Source organism: Aeromicrobium sp. 10G20-16 (assembly GCF_055809665.1).
In genome coordinates, this window is sequence record NZ_CM147919.1 from 1,232,476 (window position 1) to 1,248,133 (window position 15,658).

17 protein-coding genes are annotated in these 15,658 nt (G+C 71.4%); 7 read left to right on the plus strand and 10 right to left on the minus strand.

The genetic code is table 11. The features are described 5' to 3' along the window. Nucleotides 1-44: 44 nt before the first annotated feature. A complete protein-coding gene (locus AC0L5F_RS06235; RefSeq protein WP_473315754.1) occupies nt 45-722 on the minus strand; it encodes a VOC family protein in 678 nt (225 codons plus the stop codon). Between the two features lie 34 nt (nt 723-756). Between AC0L5F_RS06235 and AC0L5F_RS06240 the strand changes: the two genes are divergently transcribed. Continuing rightward, the gene (locus AC0L5F_RS06240; protein ID WP_473315755.1) at nt 757-1,368 is read left to right on the plus strand and encodes a hypothetical protein; all 612 of its coding nucleotides are present in this window, start codon (nt 757-759) and stop codon (nt 1,366-1,368) included. A 9-nt stretch (nt 1,369-1,377) separates the two neighbouring features. Continuing rightward, the gene (locus AC0L5F_RS06245) at nt 1,378-1,992 is read left to right on the plus strand and encodes a pyridoxamine 5'-phosphate oxidase family protein (RefSeq protein ID WP_473315756.1); all 615 of its coding nucleotides are present in this window, start codon (nt 1,378-1,380) and stop codon (nt 1,990-1,992) included. Nucleotides 1,993-2,008: 16 nt separating this feature from the next. Here the strand turns inward: AC0L5F_RS06245 and purE are convergent, their stop codons facing one another. From purE to AC0L5F_RS06270, 5 genes are read right to left on the minus strand one after another with little or no spacing between them, the layout of a single operon-like run. Beyond that, nucleotides 2,009-2,548: a 5-(carboxyamino)imidazole ribonucleotide mutase gene (gene purE / locus AC0L5F_RS06250; protein WP_473315757.1), complete on the minus strand. Its 540-nt coding sequence runs from the start codon at nt 2,546-2,548 to the stop codon at nt 2,009-2,011. 9 nt (nt 2,549-2,557) lie between these two features. Continuing rightward, on the minus strand, nt 2,558-3,709 hold the full coding sequence (locus tag AC0L5F_RS06255) for a 5-(carboxyamino)imidazole ribonucleotide synthase (protein WP_473315758.1): 1,152 nt from the start codon (nt 3,707-3,709) through the stop codon (nt 2,558-2,560). Between the two features lie 9 nt (nt 3,710-3,718). Beyond that, nucleotides 3,719-4,708 (minus strand): adenylate/guanylate cyclase domain-containing protein, encoded by a 990-nt coding sequence (locus AC0L5F_RS06260; RefSeq protein ID WP_473315759.1) that lies wholly within the window; start codon nt 4,706-4,708, stop codon nt 3,719-3,721. Then, a complete protein-coding gene (locus AC0L5F_RS06265; RefSeq protein WP_473315760.1) occupies nt 4,695-5,210 on the minus strand; it encodes a PH domain-containing protein in 516 nt (171 codons plus the stop codon). The genes AC0L5F_RS06260 and AC0L5F_RS06265 overlap by 14 nt, the downstream gene beginning before the upstream one ends. 12 nt (nt 5,211-5,222) lie before the next feature. Further along, complete coding sequence (locus AC0L5F_RS06270; protein WP_473315761.1) at nt 5,223-6,041, minus strand: biotin--[acetyl-CoA-carboxylase] ligase; 819 nt, start codon at nt 6,039-6,041, stop codon at nt 5,223-5,225. A 50-nt stretch (nt 6,042-6,091) separates the two neighbouring features. Between AC0L5F_RS06270 and AC0L5F_RS06275 the strand changes: the two genes are divergently transcribed. The 4 genes from AC0L5F_RS06275 to AC0L5F_RS06290 are packed head-to-tail and all read left to right on the plus strand — an operon-like array spanning nt 6,092 to nt 9,183. After that, a complete protein-coding gene (locus AC0L5F_RS06275) occupies nt 6,092-7,696 on the plus strand; it encodes an acyl-CoA carboxylase subunit beta (RefSeq protein ID WP_473315762.1) in 1,605 nt (534 codons plus the stop codon). After that, nucleotides 7,693-7,935, plus strand: a complete 243-nt coding sequence (locus AC0L5F_RS06280; protein ID WP_473315763.1) for an acyl-CoA carboxylase subunit epsilon — start codon at nt 7,693-7,695, stop codon at nt 7,933-7,935. Before AC0L5F_RS06275 ends, AC0L5F_RS06280 begins: the two co-directional genes overlap by 4 nt. Before the next feature lies 1 nt (nt 7,936). After that, nucleotides 7,937-8,593: a hypothetical protein gene (locus AC0L5F_RS06285; protein WP_473315764.1), complete on the plus strand. Its 657-nt coding sequence runs from the start codon at nt 7,937-7,939 to the stop codon at nt 8,591-8,593. Further along, nucleotides 8,590-9,183, plus strand: a complete 594-nt coding sequence (locus tag AC0L5F_RS06290) for a Maf family protein (RefSeq protein ID WP_473315765.1) — start codon at nt 8,590-8,592, stop codon at nt 9,181-9,183. Before AC0L5F_RS06285 ends, AC0L5F_RS06290 begins: the two co-directional genes overlap by 4 nt. Nucleotides 9,184-9,202: 19 nt before the next feature. Here the strand turns inward: AC0L5F_RS06290 and AC0L5F_RS06295 are convergent, their stop codons facing one another. From AC0L5F_RS06295 to AC0L5F_RS06305, 3 genes are read right to left on the minus strand one after another with little or no spacing between them, the layout of a single operon-like run. After that, nucleotides 9,203-10,165 (minus strand): glycosyltransferase, encoded by a 963-nt coding sequence (locus tag AC0L5F_RS06295; RefSeq protein WP_473315766.1) that lies wholly within the window; start codon nt 10,163-10,165, stop codon nt 9,203-9,205. Continuing rightward, entirely contained in the window at nt 10,162-12,843 is a 2,682-nt protein-coding gene (locus AC0L5F_RS06300; protein ID WP_473315767.1) for a glutamate-1-semialdehyde 2,1-aminomutase, read from the minus strand. The genes AC0L5F_RS06295 and AC0L5F_RS06300 overlap by 4 nt, the downstream gene beginning before the upstream one ends. Continuing rightward, nucleotides 12,836-13,870 (minus strand): hypothetical protein, encoded by a 1,035-nt coding sequence (locus AC0L5F_RS06305; protein ID WP_473315768.1) that lies wholly within the window; start codon nt 13,868-13,870, stop codon nt 12,836-12,838. Before AC0L5F_RS06305 ends, AC0L5F_RS06300 begins: the two co-directional genes overlap by 8 nt. A 31-nt stretch (nt 13,871-13,901) precedes the next feature. Between AC0L5F_RS06305 and AC0L5F_RS06310 the strand changes: the two genes are divergently transcribed. Continuing rightward, on the plus strand, nt 13,902-14,546 hold the full coding sequence (locus AC0L5F_RS06310) for a GNAT family N-acetyltransferase (RefSeq protein ID WP_473315769.1): 645 nt from the start codon (nt 13,902-13,904) through the stop codon (nt 14,544-14,546). A 20-nt stretch (nt 14,547-14,566) separates the two neighbouring features. Here the strand turns inward: AC0L5F_RS06310 and AC0L5F_RS06315 are convergent, their stop codons facing one another. After that, nucleotides 14,567-15,628 carry a glycosyltransferase family 4 protein gene (locus tag AC0L5F_RS06315; RefSeq protein ID WP_473315770.1) on the minus strand — a complete coding sequence of 354 codons (1,062 nt, stop codon included), beginning with the start codon at nt 15,626-15,628 and terminating at the stop codon, nt 14,567-14,569. Nucleotides 15,629-15,658 lie beyond the last annotated feature (30 nt).

Genomic DNA, 15,658 nt, shown 5'->3' on the forward strand with positions numbered 1-15,658 from the left:
TCATTCCACCACGGGGGCCACCACGAGGATCGCCGCGAGGGCTCTCACCGGTCCGCGAAGACACAGAACTCGTTCCCCTCGGGGTCGGCCATCACCGTCCAGGCGATCTCGTCGTCGGGCTGCCGCAGCACCGTGGCCCCGGCCGACACGAGGTCGTCGACCGTGACGCCGTCGTTCAGCGTGACGTCCCAGTGGATGCGGTTCTTGACCGTCTTGGGCTCCGGCACGGGGATGAAGTCGATCGACTCGAGGGTCGAGCCCGGCACGTCGTCGAGGTGCGAGTACCCCTCGTCGGCGTGGGTGAGGTCGCCGCCGAGCACGTCGGCCCACCACCGCGAGATCGTCTCGTGGTCGGCGACGTCGACCACGACGTCCTTGAGCCGGCGCTCGGGCGGGTCGTCGTAGGTGAAGACGCACAGCTCACCGCCCTCGGGGTCGGCCAGCACGGTCCATACGAAGTCGCCCTCGTCGGTCAGCCGTTCCCGCCCCGCGAATCGGTCCAGCGACTCCGCGCGCAGGTCGAGGTGGACCCGCTGCTTGAAGGTGCGCGCCTCCGGCACGAGGTTCACCCAGATCTCCTCGCCCGGCCCCGGTCCTCGCAGCACGGAGTCACCGTCCGAGAGCCGCTCGACGGTCCAGTCCAGTGCCCCGGCCCAGAAGCCCTCGACCGCTGCCACGTCCAGCGCATCGATGCACAGCGCCTTCCACGTCACCAGAGCCATGCGGCGACACTAGCGCCGACGTAGCGTGGCGGCCATGAGCATCCACGCCTTCACCGGCCACATCGCCGGTGTCGGCACCACCTCGGGCACCCGACTGGTGCTCGGCATGTGGGACCAGACACCGATGGGGCCCTTCGCGGACGCGATGATCGAGAACCCGTCCGGGCACCGCACCCTGGTCGCCCCGCGGCAGGACGTGGCCGACTTCATCGCCGACACCTACTCCTTCGACGAGGTCGTGGTCGCTGCGGTGACGCTCGATCGGGGCGCAGGGTCGGGTGCGCCGTGGAGGCTGACCTCCGACGACCTCGCCGTCACGTTCTCGCCGGGAGGGCGGCTCTGGGTGTCCCCGCTGCTGACGGCGGTGCCACCACCGCTGCGCCGCACCGCCACGTGGGCCCGCGTGTGCAACCCGATCGCCTCGCGGCTGATGCCCGGCGTGCGGACCTATGGAAGCGCCGGGGCAGGTCGCGACGAGTGGTACGCGGCGCGGGACGTCCGCGGCATCGACGCGGCGTCCGCGCACTGGCGCGGCGACGACCTCGGGGCGCTCGCTGCGTTGACCCCGCCGGTTCGGTTCGGCTTCGCCTCGGCACCGGGCCGCCCCACGCTGACCGCGCTCACGTCCTACGTGCGGGACGCGTAATCTGCGGGCATGGCCGAGATCACCGACGTCGCCCACCTGCGCGAGATCCTGGGCGAGCCCAGCGGTCCCGCCGTGACCAAGGATCGCGAGCGCCTCGAGCCGATGCACCGCGCGTTCCTGGACCAGTCGCCCTTCTGCGTGCTGGCCACGTCCGACGCCGACGGTCGCTGCGACGCCTCGCCCAAGGGCGATCCCGTGGGCTCGTGGCTCGTCGTCGACGACACCACCCTGGCCATCCCCGAACGCCCCGGCAACCGGCGGGCGGACGGGTACGTCAACGTGCTGTCGAACCCCCACGTGGGACTGCTGTTCATGGTGCCGGGTCGCGGCGACACCCTGCGGGTCAACGGCCGCGCTCGCATGCTCGACGACGCTCCGTACATCGACGACCTCGTCGTCAAGGGCAAGCGCCCGGTGCTGATCCTGGAGGTCAGCGTCGAGCAGATCTTCTTCCACTGCTCGAAGGCCTTCTTGCGCTCGAACCTGTGGAAGCCCGACACCTGGGTGCCCGAAGCGGTCCCGAGCCGCGCCGAGATCGCCCACGCGATGGAGCGCAAGGACCAGAGTCTCGAGGACGTCCGCGCGTACTACGACTCCCCGTCGTACGCCGACCACCTCTACTGAGCCGCCCCCGGTTGAATCAGCGAAAGCCCGTCGACGACGACGGGTTGCGGACCTTCTCGCCCTTGGCGCGGGCGGCGTCGGCCAGCTCGACCTGGAACCGCACCATCTGCTCGGTGAGGTCGGGGTCGCCGGCAGCCAGGATGCGCACGGCCAGCAGGCCGGCGTTGCGCGCGTTGCCGATCGACACGGTGGCCACGGGAACCCCGGCCGGCATCTGGACGATCGACAGCAGCGAGTCCATGCCGTCGAGGTGCTTGAGAGGCACCGGGACGCCGATGACCGGCAGCGGCGTGACCGCGGCGAGCATGCCCGGCAGGTGGGCCGCACCCCCGGCGCCGGCGATGATGACCTCGATGCCGCGCCCGTGGGCCTCACGGCCGTAGGCGAGCATCTCGTCGGGCATGCGGTGCGCCGACACCACGTCGGCCTCGTGGGCGACACCGAACTCGGTCAACGCCTCGGCGGCGGCCTGCATCACCGGCCAGTCCGAGTCCGAGCCCATGACGATCCCCACCCGGGGCGCTACTGAGGGTCCGCCGCTCGGCTGCTCGCTCATGTCCGCAGCCTAGCCGTCGGTGAGCAGGGCGGCGGAACGGCGGGCGCGGGCCAGGGTGTCGTCGAGATCGGCACCGGTCGCGGTGACGTGGCCGACCTTGCGGCCGGGCTTCACGTCCTTGCCGTAGAGGTGCACGTGCACGCCGGGCTCGGCAGCGAGCGCGGCGCTCCTGGCTGCGACGAGGTCCGTAACCGATCCTCCGAGCACGTTGACCATCACGCTCCACGCCTGCCGCGGCTCGGCGGGCCCGAGCGGCAGGTCGAGCACGGCGCGCAGATGGTTCTCGAACTGGCTGGTCGCGGCGCCGTCGATGGTCCAGTGCCCGGTGTTGTGGGGGCGCATGGCCAGCTCGTTGACCAGGATGCGGCCGTCGGTGGTCTCGAACATCTCGACGGCCAGGACGCCGGTCACGTCCAGCTCGGAGGCGACCAGCTCGGCGATGCGGCGGGCCTCGGCGTCGAGCTCGGGGGCGAGGTCCGGGGCCGGCGCGATCACCTCGGAGCACACGCCGTCGACCTGGCGGGACTCCACGACCGGGTAGACGACCGTCTCGCCGGACGGCGATCGGGCGACCAGCACCGACAGCTCGCGCCGGAAGTCCACGAGCTCCTCGGCGATCAGCTCGTGACCGCCACGTGCGGCGAACGGTTCGGCCAGGTCGTCCGGGCCCCGCACGATCCACACGCCCTTGCCGTCGTAGCCGCCGCGCGTGGTCTTGACCACCGCCGGGTAGCCGAAGTCGTGGATCGCGTCGACCAGGTCGTCGAGGGTGTCGTCCGGGGCGTGGTCGAGCACCTCGAACAGCGGGCACGGCGCCCCGAGCACGCTGAGGCGCACCCGCATCTCGCCCTTGTCCTGGGCGAACAGCAACGCGTCCGGACCCGGGCGGCACGCATGGCCCTCGGCGGCCAGGGCGCGCAGGTGCTCCGGCGGCACGTGCTCGTGGTCGAAGGTGACCACGGGAGCGTCCGCCACCGCCTCGCGGAGATCGGACAGGTCGGTGTGGTCGCCCACGAGGTGGTCGGGGATCACCTGGGCGGCCGACACGTCCGGGCCCTCGGCGAGCAGCCTCAGGCGAATGCCCAGCGCCACGGCGGGCGGCGCCATCATGCGGGCGAGCTGGCCACCACCGATGACGGCGAGGTGCGGGGAATCAGGCACGGCGACACTCTAGCGAGCGCGAAAGCTCTGCCGTTCGCTCACGGTGACCGGGGAGACGTTGCCGAAGCCGCGCAGCGGCCGAGGGGGCATCACCCGGGTCTCGAACCGGCCGCCCAGCAGCGCGGCCGTGTGCTCGTCGACGAGCACCCGGTTGCTGCGCGCCACCGCGGTGAGACGGGCGGCGAGGTTGACCGACGGGCCGAAGACGTCACCCAGCCTGCTGAGCACCGGCCCGGTCGCCAGGCCCACCTTGACGTGCGGCATGTCGGGGCGACGTGCGATCTGGGCGACGAGGTCCAGGGCGATGCGGGTGCCCTCGGGCGCCGACTCGGCGACGAAGAGCACCGCGTCGCCGAGCGTCTTGATGATCCGTCCGCCGCCCGCCGTGACCACGTCGGTGCAGTGGCTCTCGAACTCCTCCACCAGGTGTCCGAGCGCCGACTCGTCGAGGCCGTTGGACAGCGACGTGAACCGGCTCAGGTCTGCGAAGCCCACCGTCAGGTGGGTCGACAACAGCTCCTCGTCCGACGCTCCGAGGGTCTCCATGCGGCCGACGGCGGCCGCGAGGTGACGTCGCCACGCGTAGAGCACCAGCTGCTCGAAGGTCGGGGCTGCGTACTCGGCCAGCTCGACGGCACGTTCCAGGCGGCTGGTGGTCTTGCCCGCCGCGACGTCGTTCTCGACCTGCTCGACCAACGTGCTGACCTGCCAGTCGGCGAGGCGCGACATCGTGGTGCCGAGTGCCCGGGTCATGCGGAACACCGTCTCGGTGTCGAACAGGTCCGAGTCGAGCGCCGCCGCCGCGGCACCCAGCGCCTTGATGTCGGAGTCGCCGTACGCGACGCTGTCGCCGGTGTCGGGAAAACCGAGAGCGCGCCACAGCCGCTGGCCGTCCTCGAGCGGCAGCCCGCCGCGCGCCGAGGCCTCGGCCGCGGTCAGCTCGATGTCGGAGCCGAGGAGCAGCCGGACCAGCTGATCGTGCAGGTCAGACCGATTCATCTCTTCCTGCCGGGCTGTCGTGCTGCTCGAAGACCAGGTTGCTCACCGTGCGGTGGAAGGCCTCGATCCGCGGGATGTCGTTGAGCCGGAGTCCGGCCTGCTCGCTCGCGTCGTGGATGACCAACGTGCCGCACCCGAGGATGCGGTCGTTGAGGTTCTTCTCGAAGGCGACGTCGTTGATGCGGCTCAGGGGGATGACCCGGCCGGTGCGGGTCAGGATGCCCTTCTGCTCCACGATGCGCTTGTTGGTGAGCGTGTAGGACCACGTGATCCACCGCAGCCACGGCAGGACCGACCCGGCGACGATCAGCACCAGGCCGATCGCCAGGATCGCCCAACGCACCCAGCCGTTGCCGGCGTCGCCGACCTGGTTCATCAAGAAGCCGGTCGCGGCGGCGACGACGATCAGGATCAGGAACGGCAGGATCAGGACCTTGATGTGGGTGCGGGTGTCCTCGACGGTCTTCTCGCCGTCGATCATCAGCTTGCGGGGCAGGGCCATGCCCGAATCATGTCACGGCACGGGACGTACATGGGTGACATCTCCTGCGCTCACGGGCTCGCCGTCGACCACCAGTCGCCCGTGCTCGTCGATGCCCGTGGCGGGACCCACCCGCTCGCTCCCGTCGGGCATCATCACCCGCACCGTCGATCCGACCGTCACGCAGCGCCGCAGGTACGACTCACGGATGCCGGCTGCGGGGTCACCCTGGGAGCCGGCCCAGGCGCGATACAGACGGTCCAGCGTGCGCAGCAGGGCGCGCAGGACGACGGTGCGGTCGCTGGACGTCGCGCCTTCGAGCGCCAGCGAGGTGGCGTGCGGCACCGGCAGCTCGTCGCGGGTCGTGGACACGTTCAGTCCCACTCCGACCACGGCGGCCGGTCCACCCGGTGTCTCCACGCGTTCGAGCAGGATGCCGGCGATCTTGCGTCCGTCGACCAGCACGTCGTTCGGCCACTTCAGCCCGCTCTCGACGCCCAGCTCGTGGACGGTGGCGTCGACGGCCAGCCCCACCAGCAGCGGGAGCCAGACCCAGCGCGCAGCCGGGACGGCGTCGGGCCGCAGCACCACCGACACCGCGATCCCGGCGCCGGCCGCAGACTCCCATGACCGGTCCAGCCGACCCCGACCGGCGGTCTGGACCTGCGTGGTGAACACGCTGCCCTCGGGGGCGCCGTCGCGAGCGGCCGCTGCCGCATCGACGTTGGTGCTGCCCGTGCTGTCGACGACGACCACGTCGGTCCACAGCGACCCGGGCCCGGTGAGAGCCGCCCGCAACGCCACCGCGTCGAGGGGCGGGCGGCCGAGGTGACTGTAGGGACCCGACGTCATGTTCTCAGCCTCACACACCCCTCACCGGGCGCTTCGTTACAGTGACCCCCGTGAGCGAATCCGTGAGCGAAGCCGAGATCGAAGAGAACCCCGAGCTGCACACCACCGCCGGCCGGCTGGCTGACTTCGTCGCACGTCGCGACGCCGCCGAGGTCGAGATGGCTGCCCGTGCGCACGAGAAGCAGAGCGCCCGAGGGCGTCAGAGCGCCCGCGAGCGCATCGACCAGCTGCTCGACGAGGGCTCCTTCGTGGAGCTGGACGCGCTGGCCCGCCACCGCGCCACCGACTTCGGGCTGGAGAAGAACCGCCCGCTCGGCGACGGCGTCATCACCGGCTACGGCACCATCGACGGGCGTCAGGTGTGCGTGTTCAGCCAGGACTTCAGCGTCTTCGGCGGATCGCTCGGCCAGGTCTACGGCGAGAAGATCGTCAAGGTCATGGACCTGGCGATCAAGTCCGGCTGCCCGATCATCGGCATCAACGAGGGCTCCGGCGCGCGCATCCAGGAGGGTGTGGTGTCGCTGGGCCTGTACGGCGAGATCTTCCAGCGCAACGTGCACGCCTCCGGCGTCATCCCGCAGATCAGCCTGATCATGGGCGCCAACGCCGGCGGCCACGTCTACTCCCCCGCCGTCACCGACTTCGTGATCATGGTCGACCAGACCTCGAACATGTTCATCACCGGTCCGGACATCATCAAGACCGTCACCGGCGAGGACGTCTCGATGGAGGACCTCGGCGGCGCCCGCACCCACAACACCAAGAGCGGCAACGCGCACTACATGGGCTCCGACGAGGAGGACGCCATCGAGTACACGAAGGCACTCATCTCGTTCCTGCCGCAGAACAACATGGAGGAGCCCGAGCCGTACGACGAGGTCGCCGACCTGGAGCCGAACGAGACCGACATGGCGCTCGACACGCTCATCCCGGACTCCACCAACCAGCCGTACGACATCCGCACCGTCATCACCTCGGTGGTCGACGACGAGGACTTCCTCGAGGTCATGCCGCTGTTCGCCCCCAACCTGGTCATCGGCTACGGCCGCGTCGAGGGCCGCAGCGTCGGCGTGGTGGCCAACCAGCCCATGCAGCTGGCGGGCTGCCTGGACATCGACGCCTCGGAGAAGGCCGCACGCTTCGTGCGCACCTGCGACGCGTTCAACATCCCCGTGCTCACCTTCGTCGACGTGCCCGGCTTCCTGCCCGGCACCGACCAGGAGTGGAACGGCATCATCCGCCGCGGCGCCAAGCTGATCTACGCCTACGCCGAGGCCACCGTCCCGCTGATCACCGTCATCACCCGCAAGGCCTACGGCGGCGCGTACGACGTCATGGGATCGAAGCACCTCGGCGCCGACATCAACATCGCCTGGCCGTCGGCGCAGATCGCGGTCGTCGGTGCCTCCGGCGCCGTCGGCATCCTGTACCGCAAGGAGCTGGCCGCGTCCGACGATCCCGAGGCCCTGCGCGCCCAGCTGATGACCGAGTACGAGGACACGCTGTGCAACCCTTACCTCGCGGCGGAGCGCGGCTACGTCGACCAGGTCATCGCCCCGCACCAGACCCGTGCCGAGGTCGTCAAGGCACTGCGCCTGCTCAAGACGAAGCGGGAGACGCTCCCGCCCAAGAAGCACGGGAACATCCCCCTGTGAGCGAGGCGCCGCAGGATGCTGCCGCCGCCCAGCCGGTGCTGCGGGTCGTCAAGGGTGACCTGACGCCCGAGGAGCTCGCTGCGCTGGTGGCCGTGGTCGCCGCGCGCAACGCGGCCGCGGCACACGCGGCGTCCCGCACCGCGAAGCCGCCCCGCTCGGAGTGGGGCCACCCCGCTCGCATGGTCCGTCGCCCGCACCGCTTCGGCCCCGACCAGTGGCGCCGCTCGGCCTGGGGCTGACGTGCCTCTGCAGCACACCCGCGAGGTCGCGGAAGCCGACTGGTGGGCGGGTGCGGCCCTGCACTGGTCGACCCTCGTGACGCTGGGACCACCCGGTTTCGCGGCGTACGCGCAGATCAGCCTGCCCACCGGCGACGTGTGGCGGCCCGAGACCGAGGTCTACGCCGACCTCGTCGACGTCCTCACCCGACACACCTCCGATGGAGGGCGCCACTGTCACTTCGGCCTGTGGGACGGCTGGGGAGACATCGACGGTGCCGACGCGGTCGGGATGGTCCATGCGATCACCGACACCGGCAAGTGGTTCACCCGCATGTTCGGCAAGCCGCGCGCACCCCAGGTGCCGCCGGCGTTCAGCGCCGACGTGATGGCCGCGCCGCGGGTGGCCATCGGCGAGCGCCAGTACCTGTTGTTCACCGGATCGCTGCGACAGGCCGGCCAGTGGGGCGCCCGCCCCGTCGCGGTCGACTGGCCCCCGCGTCAGATCTCCGTGCCCAACCTCGCCTGGCCCGCCGATCGTTCCTGGGCCGTGGCCAGCGACGTCGACCCCAACACCCTGGGGGTCGGCGGCAGCCGACAGCTGATCGACGCGATCGTCCTCCACCCGCGCCTCGACGCCCGCGTGGTCGGGTACCCGCAGTCGGCGGGGTCCGCATGAGGATCGTGCTGGCATCACAGTCCCCGGCACGCCTCGCGACGCTCCGGTCGGCCGGAATCGAGCCCGAGGTCATCGTCTCGGGGGTCGACGAGGACCGGGTCTCGTCGGTCAACGCGGGCCATCTCGCCTCGGCCCTGGCGCAGATGAAGTGTCGAGCGGTGGCCGAGCAGATCGGTGACCCGGACGCGCTGGTCATCGGGTGCGACTCCGTGCTGGCCTTCGAGGGCGACGTGCTCGGCAAGCCCATCGGGCCGGTCGAGGCGGCCGGCCGCTGGCGCCGCATGCGCGGCAAGTCCGGCGTCCTGTTCTCCGGGCACTGCGTGCGGCGCGGCGACGAGGAGTTCGTCGAGACCGCCCAGACGATCGTGCACTTCGCGCACATCACCGACGAGGAGATCGACGCCTACGTGGCCACCGGCGAACCGCTGAACGTGGCCGGCGCCTTCACCATCGACGGCCTCGGCGGCGCCTTCGTGCGGGGCATCGAGGGTGACCACCACAACGTCGTCGGGCTCTCACTACCCCTGTTGCGCGAGCTGGTCGGCGATCTCGGCATCGCGTGGACCTCGCTGTGGAACCGGCTGCCCTGAGGATCCCGAGACCCGGTCGTCAGCTGGTCGCGACGGCACGCCGCAGGGTGCTCAGGTAGTCGGCCATCGTGTCGCCGCGACGTCCGGCGGCGGCGCGGAGGCTCTCACGTCGTGCCGGATCGTCCAGCAACGCGTCGACGGCGGCACGCAGCGCGTCCGGGTCTCCCGGTGGCACCAGCACGGCGCAGTCCTCGTCGACGTAGTCCGCCAGACCGCTGACCGCGCTCGCGACCACCGGCACGCCCGCCTGCGCGGCATTCATGACCCGGATCTGTCCGATGCTGCTGCCGGTCTCGTCGAGCGCGATGACGTACACCGTCGCCGCGCTCACCTCCTGCTGATGGTCCTCCGCCGTGATCTCCGACCGGACCACCGCGTCCGTCCCGACGGCGAGAGACCGGACCTCGTCGAGCGCATCGGCCGCGCAGACGACACGCACCTCCCAGTCGGCGCCGCGGGCGGCGGCGAAGAAGGTCTGCCAGTCGCACCGCCGCCCGGAGGCGACGACCCGGCGACCCGAGCCGATCTGCCCGACCGGGGAGTCGTCGAATCGACCGGGCCAGGCGACGAAGCGGAAGCGCTCGTCGGGCAGGCCGTGGGCCGCGGCGTAGCGGGCGACCTCGCTGCGGGTGAGGACCTGCGCCCACAGCAGCGCGCGACGCAGCAGGATCCGGCGCAGGAGCACGAAGTAGAGCCGGTGCACGGGCCGACGCCACGACGGCGGGTGCACGATGTACTCCAGCAGCACCAGGCGGCGCCATCCCAGCAGCCCCATGATCGCGATCGCGACGCTCGCGCCCGGTGACGGGTTCGTCGTGACGACGACGTCGGCCCGCCGCGCCGCCAGCGTCAGGGCGACGCCGCGCGCGACCGACGAGCGGTGGACGAGTGACCGCCAGCGACCGGGCACGACGTCGTCGAGGCGGACCCAGTCCTGTGCTGCGTCGGCGTACCAGGAGTCGGCGACCACCCGAGCCGTCACGGCAGCCTCCGAGGCGCCGCCGTCGGGCGCAGGGCCGGAGCGACCGGTCGACCCCGGAGGAAGCCGTCGACCGACCCGGTGTCCAGCGCGGCGCGGTACACGGCGCACGCCTCGGTGACCGCGGCGACGGTGACGTCGACGTCGGCGCCGGTGTGCGCCGCTGACGTGATGAACGACTGGCCCAGGACCCCGCGGGACACCAGCTCCTGCAGGAACAGCGTGCGCCACGGCTGGCTCGGCTGGCCGTCGGGGTCGCGGGTGCCGAAGACCAGGCACGACGGGCGCCCGCTCACCGTCACGTGCTCGGCCACGCCCGCGTCGCGTGCCGCCTGCTCGACACCGGCCGCGAGCCGCCGACCTGCGGCCTCCATGCGGCCGACCGGATCGGTCGTCCGGTAGGCCTCCACGACGGCCAGGAAGGCGGCCAGTCCGCCCGTCTCGGGCCCGTGGGTCGTCGAGAGCAGGAACACCCGATCGGCGTCGGTGTTCAGACCGCCGAGCTCCATGACCTCGCGTCGACCGGCGAGGGCCGACACCGGGAAGCCGTTGCCCATCGCCTTGCCCCAGCACGACAGGTCCGGGACGACGCCGTAGACGTGCTGGGCACCGTGTGCCGACCAGCGGAAGCCGGTGATCATCTCGTCGAGCACCATCAGCGTGCCGTGCCGGTCGCACGCGGCACGCACGCCGGCCAGGAATCCCGGATCGGGCTCCGCGGCACCGGTGGCGGCCTCCAGGAAGACGCAGGCCACGTCGTCGTCGGCCAGCACCGCCTCGAGCGAGTCGAGGTCGTTGTAGTCGAAGGTGACCGTCAGTGCCCGGGCGCCCGGATCGGTGCCGGCCGACATCGGGGTGCTCGCGATGAACCAGTCGTCGACCGAGAAGAACGGCTGGCGGCAGATCGCGACCTTGCTGCGACCGGTGAAGGCCCGGGCCAGTCGAAGCGCCGCCGTGGTGGTGTCCGAGCCGTTCTTGGCGAACTTGACCATGTCGGCGGTGGGGACCAGGTCGAGGAAGGTCTCGGCGGCGGTGAGCTCGAGCTGCGTGGGCCGGCTGAAGTTCACGCCGCGGGCGATGGCGGCGCTCACGGCCTCGACGACCGGCGCGTAGGCGTGGCCGAGCGTCACCGAGCGCAGCCCCATGCCGTACTCGACGTACTCGTTCCCGTCGACGTCCCACACCCGCGCGCCGAGTCCGTGCGTGAGCACGGGCGCCGCGCCGTCCGGATACTGGTCCGAGCCTCGGGCATACGTGTGGGCACCCCCGGGAACCAGGTGATGCAGCCGGGCCTGCAGCTCGGTCGAGCGCGGCAGCAGCGGCGCGCCGTGCCGCGTGGAGTCGCTCACGATGCCGTCTCCCGGGAAGCTGACCGTGGCCGCCACGCCCGCCAGCGCCACCAGCAGGTACTGCAGGGTGGAGATCTGCACGAAGCCCGGAACGTCGAGGATCAGGCCGATGACCATCAGGGCCGTGATCGATCCGATGATGCCGTTGACCAGCTCGGACCCGACGAGGTCGCCGGCCTCGATCATCCGCCGCCGGGCGCCGGACGCGATCAACCAGGCACCCACCAGCAGGGCGATGACGGAGAGCAGACCCAGCACGCCGGACTCGACCGTGCGGGTGAGGTAGAAGTTGTCCAGCACCGGCTGGAACCGCGGGTCGTAGGTGCCGTTGCCCTGACCGAACCACCAGTGCTGGGGCAGCACCTGGAACGCGTAGTCCAGGCCGTTGCGGCGCGATGCCAACGAGTTGTCGTCCGATCCTCCGGTGAGCACGCCGACGATGCGGGTCACGATCAACAAGCCGGTGGCCATCGCGAGCAGCGCACCGAGGACGGCGGCGCCGGCGATCCCGACGACGCGGCGCACCGGCCAGGACCAGGCCATGACCACGAACGCGGCGACGGCGCCGATGACGGCCGAGCGAGACACGGTGGCCAGCGCCGACACGAGCAGCAGCCCCGAGGCCATCCCCCACCACAGCCCGGTGCGACCACGCTCACGGTCGGACACCGCGAGGCCGACGGCGAGCGGGAAGGCCACGGTCAGCACGGCGGCGAGCTCGAGCGGGTGGCCCGCCATGCCCTGCGGCCGCACGGCACCGGCGCGCTCCAGCGCGCTGGACAGCAGGGATCCCTGGTCGGTCAGCCCGGGCAGCGCGATGACGGACGACAGATCGATCCCGACCGCGGCGTACAGCAGACCGACGACTCCGCTGACGACCGCACCGACGACCGTGGCCTGCACGACGAGTCGCAGTCCGGCGACCGACCGCACGACCACGAGGACCAGCAGGACGAAACCCACCAGCCAGGACTCCCTCACCAGGGCCAGCACCGTCGAGGACGACTGGGCGTCCGTGGCGCTGCGCAGCACCAGGGCAGCACTGGAGCAGGCGGACGCGAGAAACGTGACCATGGCCAGCAGCAGGGTGGGCCGGTGCGGCGCGCTGATGTCCTGTCCCGCCAACCAGCACAGCAGCAGGAAGGCCAGGCATCCGTACACGACGACGGTGACCGGGGTCAGCCCCAGCGAGTACGGGACCACCTGCGACTGGCGGGTGCCGAGCAGGATCACCGCGACACCGGCCACCAGGATCGCACCGGCGCCGACGGCGACCGGGTCTCTCCGCACCGAGGCGCGGGCCACGGACTGATCGGCGACGCCGTCAGCCATGGTCGCGGTACTCGAGGAAGTCGTCGAAACGACTGACGTTCTCGACCTCGAAGTCGCGACGGCGTCGCTCCACGTCGGTCAGACGCTCCTCGGCCCGCTGGTACGCCTCGCGCTGCTCGCGCCGGGTCCACGGGACGTTGCTGCCGCTGCGCTGCCACTCGTCGCGCACCATCTCGCGCAGCACCTCCTGGCGACGGCGGGTGCCGGCCAGCGGCGCCTCGGCGACCGTCGGGTCCCCGGACGGCGGCGCGAACCGACCTTCGTCGGCCCGGTCGGGTGCGCGCGCCGGAGCGGGCCTGCGCACGGGTGCCGGCGCGCTGGCCTGCGGCCGGGGTGCGGGTCGCCCGGTGTTCGGCGACACCCGCTCCGCGGCGGGGCCTGCCGCAGCAGGGCTCTTCCGGCGGTTGATCATCGGCTGCAGCATCACCATCAGCAGCAGCATGGCGAAGCCGGCGACGATGCCCAGCACGCCGGCGCCTCGCAGCTGCGGGTTGCCGACGACCGACGAGGCGGTCGCCGGCGTCGACACCACGGACTGCGCCTGCGCGCTCGCCGGCACGTTGGCCGCGGACTGCACGGCCGCCAGCTGGGAGGACGCCTGGTCGACCAGCACGGTGATGGCCTTCTGGGCCCCGTCGGCCGTGGCGGCGGTGGCGGTGACCCGGACCAGCGGGCTGAGCTGGGCCACGGCGCTGTTGTCGCTGCTGAGGGTGTCGGCCGAGTAGCTGCCATCGCCCCCCACCGAGACCACCTGGTCACGCACGGCATCGGAGTTCAGCTGCGAGGCGACGACCAGCGCGAGCTGCGAGATGCTGTAGTCCAACCGGGTCAACGGGTTGTCCGGGGCTCCCCCGCCGCTGGGCGCAGTGGCACTGCCTGCGGGCACGATGAGCACGGTGGCGCTGCTCTGGTAGGTGTTCGTGGCGTGCGTCCAGCCCCAGTACGCGCCGCCGCAGGCGGCGACGAGGATCAGCAGCAGTGCGAGCGGTCGTCGAACCAACGAACCCAGCAGTTCGTCCACGCGCATCGCAGGCCCCTTTCGCCGCTACTCTCCCAGTATGAGTGCCGCCCCCCGAGTTCATGACGCGCAATTTCGCCTCGATGCGTTGTCCCGCGAGGCGGCTCGCACTCCGATGGGCCCGGTGCGCATCGGCGACGAGCTCGTCCTCGTGCGCCAGGCTCGCTGGACCGACGGTCCGGCGTGGTGCCGGACGCGTCAGGAGTCGGGCGAGCGGATGCGGGCCGCCTTCGGCGAGTCGACGATGATCACCTGGGTCGAGCACTACCTCGAGCAGCGCGCAGCCGTGCGGGCGGGACTGCAGGTCCCGTTCCTCGCGGTCCACGTCGACGGTCGTGTCATCGGCGAGGTCAACTTCCACCTGGATCGGCAGAGCGGGTCCGCGGAGATCTCGATCTGGTTCGGCCTCGGCACGTCGCGACAGGTGACCGAGTGGATCACGACCAGCACCCTGTTTCGCCTGTTCGCGCTGCCCGCGCGCGTCCCACGAGCGACGGCACCGATCGCGAGCGCCAATCCAGGACCGCGACGGCTGCTCAGCCACTTCGGCTTCCACCCCGTGGCGACGGAACGCGAGCTGCGCGAGTTCGACGGTCAGCGGGTCGACCACGACATCTGGTGGCTGGAGCGTGACGCCGACCACCTGCTGGACCTCGTCCGCGGCATGACCGATCCGACGCTGTAGGGATCAGGCCGACGTGGAGATCAGGCCGACGCGGCCAGGATCCGTCCGAGGACCTGGCTCATCTGCCGTGAGGTGAACCGCTCTCGCGCTCGCTGGGCCGCGATCCGTCCCATGGCGCGGCACCGCTGCGGGTCGAGCAGCAGGGCTCGCAGCGCACCGCTGAAGGCCTCGGGGTCGTCCGGCGGCACCAGCAGACCGGTCTCCCCGTGCGTCACGTAGTCGGAGACGCCCGGGTTGTCCGTGACGACGATCGGCCGACCGCTGGCCATGGCCTCGAGCACGACGGTCAGCCCAGAACCCGTGGGCGTCGGCCGCAACGCCACGGCGACGACCGAGCTGCGCGCGTACAGGTCGCGCATGGCGCCGCCCAGGCGGTGGGTGTAGAGGGTGCCGAGATCGGGTTCGAGGTCGACCGGCAGTCCGGTCGCGAGCTCCAGCCGCAGCCCGGGCACCTGCTGCCGGACACCCCGGACCGCCGCGACGAGCAGGTCGTGGTCGCGGAAGCGGTCCTCGCCGGCGCTCACCACCGTGGGTCCGGCCAGGTCCCACGGCTGCTCGGCGTAGTAGTCGGTGTCGATGCCCAGCGGGACGTACTCGACCGAGCTGAGCGACCACTCGTCGGCGAGCATCGTCACCATCGCGCTGCACTGGGTCCACACCGCCGCAGCACGCGGGAGCGCTCGTGCCGCCAACCGGCGATGCACCCCCCTGGCCTCGGCCTGCGTGGTGAGCCAGCCGACCCCCGTCACGACCGGCGCGGTCCTCCGCCGTCGACCCAGCAGCGCCGCCGGCACGCCAGTACGCTCGTCGTAGCACAGCGTGACGTCGGCAGACCGGCGTGAGAGGTGCGAGAGGTCACGCACGGTCTCGACCAGCTCGAGGCCGTCGGTCCGGTACCGTGCAGATCGCGCCACCCGGGCAGCCACACCGGTGAGGTCGCGGTCACCGAAGGTGACGTCGAATCCCTGGTCACGAAGGTGGTGGAGCCCGTATGGCGAAGCGTCCGGGACCTCTCCCGCCGCCGAACGGCGATCCCACTGGCGAGACGACGTCCCGTCCGGAAGAGGGATGTACACCCGCATCTGACAACCTCTCCCGCGACGACGCCCACG

Bases quoted from the DNA above. Each gene is read 5' to 3' on its own strand.
- purE (WP_473315757.1), bottom strand. From the start codon at position 2,548: ATGAGCGAGCAGCCGAGCGGCGGACCCTCAGTAGCGCCCCGGGTGGGG.
- AC0L5F_RS06270 (WP_473315761.1), bottom strand. From the start codon at position 6,041: ATGACGTCGGGTCCCTACAGTCACCTCGGCCGCCCGCCCCTCGACGCG.
- AC0L5F_RS06245 (WP_473315756.1), top strand. From the start codon at position 1,378: ATGGCCGAGATCACCGACGTCGCCCACCTGCGCGAGATCCTGGGCGAG.
- AC0L5F_RS06260 (WP_473315759.1), bottom strand. From the start codon at position 4,708: ATGAATCGGTCTGACCTGCACGATCAGCTGGTCCGGCTGCTCCTCGGC.
- AC0L5F_RS06305 (WP_473315768.1), bottom strand. From the start codon at position 13,870: ATGCGCGTGGACGAACTGCTGGGTTCGTTGGTTCGACGACCGCTCGCA.
- AC0L5F_RS06265 (WP_473315760.1), bottom strand. From the start codon at position 5,210: ATGGCCCTGCCCCGCAAGCTGATGATCGACGGCGAGAAGACCGTCGAG.
- AC0L5F_RS06290 (WP_473315765.1), top strand. From the start codon at position 8,590: ATGAGGATCGTGCTGGCATCACAGTCCCCGGCACGCCTCGCGACGCTC.
- AC0L5F_RS06300 (WP_473315767.1), bottom strand. From the start codon at position 12,843: ATGGCTGACGGCGTCGCCGATCAGTCCGTGGCCCGCGCCTCGGTGCGG.
- AC0L5F_RS06310 (WP_473315769.1), top strand. From the start codon at position 13,902: ATGAGTGCCGCCCCCCGAGTTCATGACGCGCAATTTCGCCTCGATGCG.
- AC0L5F_RS06235 (WP_473315754.1), bottom strand. From the start codon at position 722: ATGGCTCTGGTGACGTGGAAGGCGCTGTGCATCGATGCGCTGGACGTG.
- AC0L5F_RS06315 (WP_473315770.1), bottom strand. From the start codon at position 15,628: ATGCGGGTGTACATCCCTCTTCCGGACGGGACGTCGTCTCGCCAGTGG.
- AC0L5F_RS06240 (WP_473315755.1), top strand. From the start codon at position 757: ATGAGCATCCACGCCTTCACCGGCCACATCGCCGGTGTCGGCACCACC.